Source organism: Pseudomonas sp. MF6394 (assembly GCF_002018845.1).
Classification (GTDB): domain Bacteria; phylum Pseudomonadota; class Gammaproteobacteria; order Pseudomonadales; family Pseudomonadaceae; genus Aquipseudomonas; species Aquipseudomonas lactis.
The window spans coordinates 142867-148867 of record NZ_MVOJ01000017.1 but is presented as its reverse complement, the minus strand read 5'-3'; the positions used below and the strand labels follow the sequence as shown (position 1 = coordinate 148867).

The 6001-nt window shown below is 59.3% G+C and carries 5 protein-coding genes; 3 read left to right on the top strand and 2 right to left on the bottom strand.

Annotated features, from left to right (window positions below; translation table 11 throughout):
• Window positions 1-709: 709 nt before the first annotated feature.
• Window positions 710-1045, top strand: a complete 336-nt coding sequence (locus tag MF6394_RS18720) for a DUF6124 family protein (protein WP_078467249.1) — start codon at window positions 710-712, stop codon at window positions 1043-1045.
• A 218-nt stretch (window positions 1046-1263) separates the two neighbouring features.
• Here the strand turns inward: MF6394_RS18720 and cysS are convergent, their stop codons facing one another.
• Together cysS and MF6394_RS18710 are read right to left on the bottom strand one after the other, a co-directional pair.
• Window positions 1264-2646, bottom strand: coding sequence for a cysteine--tRNA ligase (gene cysS, locus MF6394_RS18715; RefSeq protein WP_034127906.1), 1383 nt, complete (start codon window positions 2644-2646; stop codon window positions 1264-1266).
• 15 nt (window positions 2647-2661) lie between these two features.
• Window positions 2662-4362, bottom strand: coding sequence for a glutamine--tRNA ligase/YqeY domain fusion protein (locus tag MF6394_RS18710; protein WP_047711167.1), 1701 nt, complete (start codon window positions 4360-4362; stop codon window positions 2662-2664).
• A gap of 237 nt (window positions 4363-4599) precedes the next feature.
• Between MF6394_RS18710 and MF6394_RS18705 the strand changes: the two genes are divergently transcribed.
• Both MF6394_RS18705 and lpxH read left to right on the top strand, forming a co-directional pair.
• A complete protein-coding gene (locus MF6394_RS18705; RefSeq protein WP_014718940.1) occupies window positions 4600-5106 on the top strand; it encodes a peptidylprolyl isomerase in 507 nt (168 codons plus the stop codon).
• Window positions 5103-5852, top strand: a complete 750-nt coding sequence (gene lpxH, locus MF6394_RS18700; protein ID WP_047711168.1) for a UDP-2,3-diacylglucosamine diphosphatase — start codon at window positions 5103-5105, stop codon at window positions 5850-5852. The genes MF6394_RS18705 and lpxH overlap by 4 nt, the downstream gene beginning before the upstream one ends.
• Window positions 5853-6001: the final 149 nt, after the last annotated feature.

Genomic DNA, 6001 nt, shown 5'->3' with positions numbered 1-6001 from the left:
CCGCCAGTGATTTGGGGGGCCGCCGCCACGCGCCATCCATGGCGCGGGGCGGCTAAACCGGCATCCCTGCCGGTTTACCCCCCAAATCCCTGTCGAATTCCGGCCAGCGTGGTTTAACGGGGCGCCTAAGATCAAGATCAACAGCAGATCAAGAGCGACTCGCTTCGCATCGTGGTTACCGTTTGCTGTTACAACCCACAAAGTTGTGTAGATACCTATGGCAATCGCAGGCAAGCCAGCTCCCACATTTGGTTTGGCGCCAGGCAATCGAGCAGATACGCGCCGCCCATTGCGCCAGCTCAGCATCATCGCGCTACGCGCCACACCGGGAAGCGCCCGGTCGATCAGCAAAGCGGTTCTTGGCGGTAACCATTACCTCAGCTGGCACCTGATCCATCTAAGCATCGACGCCCAGCCAGAAATTTCCGACAGCGTTTTAGGGTTGCCCCTCGGAAGATGCCTGCCTAATCTTCGGCGGTCGCTGCAAATTCAGCGACCGGGTTTCGCAGCTCGGTTAAACTCTAGACGCACAGCGTCCACCTCAAGATAGCGGGCGCTTTTTTATGCCTGATGTTATGGCGGCTGTGCGCGGGATACCTTCGGGTATGCCGGGTGCCTAGAGTCCCGGTCTGCGAACCTGCGTACAGCTGCCACCCCAATATCGTTTCGCAGCGAGGGGTGGTGACTCCAATACTCTAGGAGCTTCGCCATGATTAAAGACAGTCCTAATACACCTTCAGATTCAATCACGCGTCACCCTGCTGCTCATCGAGCAATCAACCACTATCTGAATCCGTCTGAGAAACCAGAGCCGTCTGCTGAGGGCCATGGCTTGTTTACCGTGCGCGAAGGACTAGACGTCGAGACGCTGCTGGTCAACGCATCGGAGGATCTAGCGTCGGTTCATGCACTGGCAAGCCACTTGGCTTTTGAGATCGACGGCAATCCTCGCAGCGTGGCTCTGGGGATTTGTCGAATGCTGGAGGGGATCCAGTTAATGGTGGATAAAACACTAAGCCTCAAAGACCATCCAACTCACACATAAATCTGAAACGGAAGAGTTCGCAAAGTGGGCACGGTAAAAAATGTGGGAGCTGGCTTGCCTGCGATTGCAGCGGGTCAGCCAACATTTTCGGTAACTGACACTACGTCATCGCAGGCAAGCCAGCTCCCACAGTGGATCGAGTGAAACGTTAAACAGTGTGCAAAAAAACGCCCCGAACCAGTCGGGGCGTTTTTTATTCAGCGTGCAGCTATCAACGGTCAGTCAGCCAACCGCCACGTCGTCCCACCCTTGCCGTCTTCCAACACCACACCCATCGCGGTCAGTTGGTCGCGGATACGGTCGGATTCCGCCCAGTCTTTATTGGTGCGAGCCGCCAGACGTGCCTGGATCAGTGCATCTACCTCAGCGGCATCCACACGCCCTTCAGCGCCCGCTTGCAGGAAGTCATCGGCTTCCATCTGCAACACGCCCAGCACGCTGGCCAGTTCTTTCAGGCGTGCCGCCAGGCCCGCCGCTGCGTCGATATCGGTCTCGCGCAGGCGGTTGATCTCGCGCACCATCTCAAACAGCACGGCGCAAGCTTCCGGGGTGCCGAAGTCGTCGTTCATCACTTCGGTGAAGCGTGCCACGAAGGCTTCGCCGCCAGCCGGTGCAACCGCGGGCAGGCCTTTCAACGCGTGGTAGAAACGCTCCAGGGCGCCTTTGGCGTCCTTGAGGTTGTCTTCGGAGTAGTTGATGGCGCTGCGGTAATGGCTGGACACCAGCAGGTAGCGCACCACTTCCGGGTGGTACTTTTCCAGCACGTCGCGGATGGTGAAGAAGTTGTTCAAGGACTTGGACATCTTCTCGCCATTGATGCGGATCATGCCGCAGTGCATCCAGGCATTGGCGTAGGTCTTGCCAGTGGCAGCTTCGCTCTGGGCGATTTCGTTTTCGTGGTGCGGGAACTCCAGGTCGCTGCCGCCGCCATGAATGTCGAAGGTCTCGCCCAGGCAGCAGGTGGACATCACCGAGCATTCGATGTGCCAGCCCGGACGCCCGGCGCCCCAGGGCGACTCCCAGCTCGGCTCGCCCGGCTTGGTGGCTTTCCACAGCACGAAGTCGAGCGGGTCCTGCTTGGCTTCGTCGACTTCGATACGTGCGCCGATGCGCAGGTCTTCGATCTTCTTGCGCGACAGCTTGCCGTAACCCATGAACTTGGCGACGCGGTAGTACACGTCGCCGTTGCCCGGGGCGTAGGCGTAGCCCTTGTCGATCAAGGTCTGGATCATCGCGTGCATGCCAGGAATGTGGTCCGTGGCACGCGGTTCCATGTCCGGCTTGAGGATGTTGAGGCGCGCCTCGTCCTCGTGCATGGCGGCGATCATGCGCTCGGTCAGCGCATCAAACGACTCACCGTTTTCGTTGGCACGGTTGATGATCTTGTCGTCGATGTCGGTGATGTTGCGCACGTACGTCAAGTCATAGCCGCTGAAACGCAACCAGCGGGTCACCAGGTCGAAGGCAACCATGCTGCGGCCGTGGCCGATGTGGCAGTAGTCGTACACGGTCATGCCGCACACGTACATGCGCACCTTGTTGCCATCCAGCGGCTTGAAGACTTCTTTGGTCTTGCTGAGCGTGTTGTAGATCGTTAGCACGATGTTTCCCTTAAATCACTGGCCCCACGAATCTCGCAAGGTCACGGTACGGTTGAATACCGGAGCACCAGGTTTCGAGTCCTTGATATCCGCGCAGAAGTAGCCTTCGCGCTCGAACTGGAAACGGTCTTCCGGCTGTGCGTCGCCAAGCGATGGCTCGGCACGACAACCAGTGAGTACTTGCAGGGAGTCAGGGTTGATGTTGTCGAGGAAACTGGCGCTGTCTTCAGCCTTTTCAGGGTTTGGCGAGCGGAACAGACGATCGTACAGGCGCACTTCGCACTCGATGCTGGCAGCGGCCGGCACCCAGTGGACCACGCCCTTGACCTTGCGGCCTTCAGGGTTCTTGCCCAGGGTGTCCGGGTCGTACGAGCAACGCAGCTCGACGATGTTGCCATCGGCGTCCTTGATCGCTTCGTCCGCACGGATCACGTAGCTGCCGCGCAGGCGCACTTCGCCGTTCGGCTCCAGGCGCTTGTAGCCTTTTGGCGGCTCTTCCATGAAGTCATCACGGTCGATGTAGATTTCGCGGGCGAACGGCAATTTGCGCACGCCCAGCTCTTCTTTCTGCGGGTGACGCGGCAGTTCGAGGTTCTCGACCTGGCCTTCCGGGTAGTTGGTGATCACAACTTTCAACGGGCGCAGCACGCACATGGCGCGCGGGGCGTTGGCATCCAGGTCCTGGCGGATGCTGAATTCCAGCATGCCGAAATCGACCACACCGTCGGAACGGTTGGTGCCGACCATGTCGCAGAAGTTGCGGATCGAGGCCGGGGTGTAGCCACGGCGACGGAAGCCCGACAGGGTGGACATGCGCGGGTCATCCCAGCCATGTACGTGTTTTTCATCGACCAGTTGCTTGAGCTTGCGCTTGCTGGTGATGGTGTAGTTCAGGTTCAGGCGGCTGAACTCGTACTGACGCGGGTGCGCCGGGACCGGCAGGCTGTCCAGGAACCATTCGTACAGCGGGCGATGGCTTTCGAACTCCAGGGTGCAGATGGAGTGGGTGATGCCTTCGATGGCGTCCGACTGACCGTGGGTAAAGTCGTAGTTCGGGTAGATGCACCATTTGTCACCGGTCTGGTGGTGATGGGCATGGCGGATGCGGTACATGATCGGGTCGCGCAGGTTCATGTTCGGCGAGGCCATGTCGATCTTGGCGCGCAACACGCGGGCGCCGTCCGCGAATTCGCCGGCGCGCATACGGTTGAACCAGTCCAGGTTCTCTTCCACCGAACGGTCGCGGAACGGGCTGTTCTTGCCCGGTTCGGTCAGCGTGCCACGGTACTCCTTGGCCTGCTCCGGGGTCAGGTCGTCCACATAGGCCTTGCCGGCCTTGATCAGCTCGACAGCCCAGTCGAACAACTGGTCGAAATACTTGGAGGCATAGCGCACTTCACCGGACCATTCGAAGCCCAGCCACTTGATGTCGCTTTCGATGGCGTCGATGTATTCCTGGTCTTCCTTGGCCGGGTTGGTGTCGTCGAAACGCAGGTGCGTGACGCCACCGAACTCCTGGGCCAGGCCGAAGTTCACACAGATCGACTTGGCGTGGCCGATGTGCAGGTAGCCGTTGGGCTCAGGCGGGAAACGGGTGACGATCTGCGTGTGCTTGCCCGAATCCAGGTCCGCCTGGATGATCGGGCGCAGGAAATTGACCGGGACGGCAGGTCCGGCCTTGGTATTCGAGGTAGGGTCGACAGTGGGCTTGCTCATAGGATCCTTGAACAGACAGGTGCGTGGCCAGGTGGGGCCAGATAAAACAAAGGGCTCATAATAGCCGAAGCAGTCAAGACACATACAGAGCGCGGCCAATTAATTGCCCGGGCGGTAAAAAACCACCTCGAAATTCCCGCAGGGCACGCTAAACTGCGCGCCTTGGCCGTCGTTTAGCCAGACAGGTAAGGTGCCCAGGCGCCCACACCCACGAATTCCCTGAAAAGAGTAGCGAACATGACTCAAGTCAAACTGACCACCAACCACGGTGACATCGTCATCGAGCTGAACGCCGAGAAAGCGCCGATCACCGTCGCCAACTTCATCGAATACGTCAAAGCCGGCCACTACGAAAACACCGTTTTCCACCGTGTCATCGGCAACTTCATGATCCAGGGCGGCGGTTTCGAGCCTGGCATGAAAGAGAAGAAAGACAAGCGTCCAAGCATCCAGAACGAAGCGGACAACGGCCTTTCCAACGACAAGTACACCGTCGCCATGGCCCGTACCATGGAGCCGCATTCGGCCTCCGCGCAGTTCTTCATCAACGTCGCCGACAACGCCTTCCTGAACCACAGCGGCAAGAACGTGCAGGGTTGGGGCTACGCAGTGTTCGGTAAAGTCACCCAAGGCACCGACGTTGTCGACAAGATCAAAGGCGTATCGACCACCTCCAAGGCCGGTCACCAGGACGTTCCAGCCGAAGACGTGATCGTCGAGAAAGCCGAGATCATCGAAGCGTGATATTGCTGATTTCAGACTTGCATCTGGAAGAGGAACGCCCGGACATTACCCGGGCGTTTCTGGATCTGCTCCACGGCCGCGCCCGTGGCGCCCAGGCGTTGTACATTCTGGGGGACTTCTTCGAAGCCTGGATTGGCGACGATGGCATGACCCCCTTCCAGCGTTCCATCTGCGCGGCTCTACGCGAGCTGAGCGACAGCGGCACCCCGATTTTCATCATGCACGGCAACCGCGATTTCCTGATCGGCAAGGCGTTCTGCAAAGCGGCAGGCGCTACCTTGCTCAAGGACCCGACGGTCGTGCAGTTATATGGCGAGCCTGTGCTGTTGATGCACGGCGACAGCCTCTGCACCCGCGACCTCGGCTATATGAAGCTGCGGCGCATCCTGCGTAACCCGATTGTGCTGTTTATCCTGCGCCACCTGCCCTTGGGCACCCGCCACAAACTGGCGCGCAAGTTGCGCAGTGAGAGCAGCGCCCAGGTGCGCATGAAGGCCAATGACATTGTCGATGTCACGCCTGAAGAAGTGCCACGGGTGATGCGGCAGTTTGGCGTGCGCACCCTGGTCCACGGCCATACCCACCGCCCCGCCATCCATAAGTTGCAGATCGGCGACAAGGCGGCCAAGCGCATTGTGCTGGGGGACTGGGACAAGCAAGGCTGGGCGTTGCAGGTGGATGAGCAAGGGTTTCAGCTGGCGGCGTTTGACTTCGTCAATCCGCAGTTGGCATTGCCTGGCGCCTGATCAAGCACAACACCGGTCAATGTGAACAGAGATCCAACTGTGGGAGCGGGCTTGCTCGCGAATGCTGAGTGTCAGTCGATATAGCTGTGACTGATACACCGCATTCGCGAGCAAGCCCGCTCCCACACTTTTGACTGAGTACACCCTCA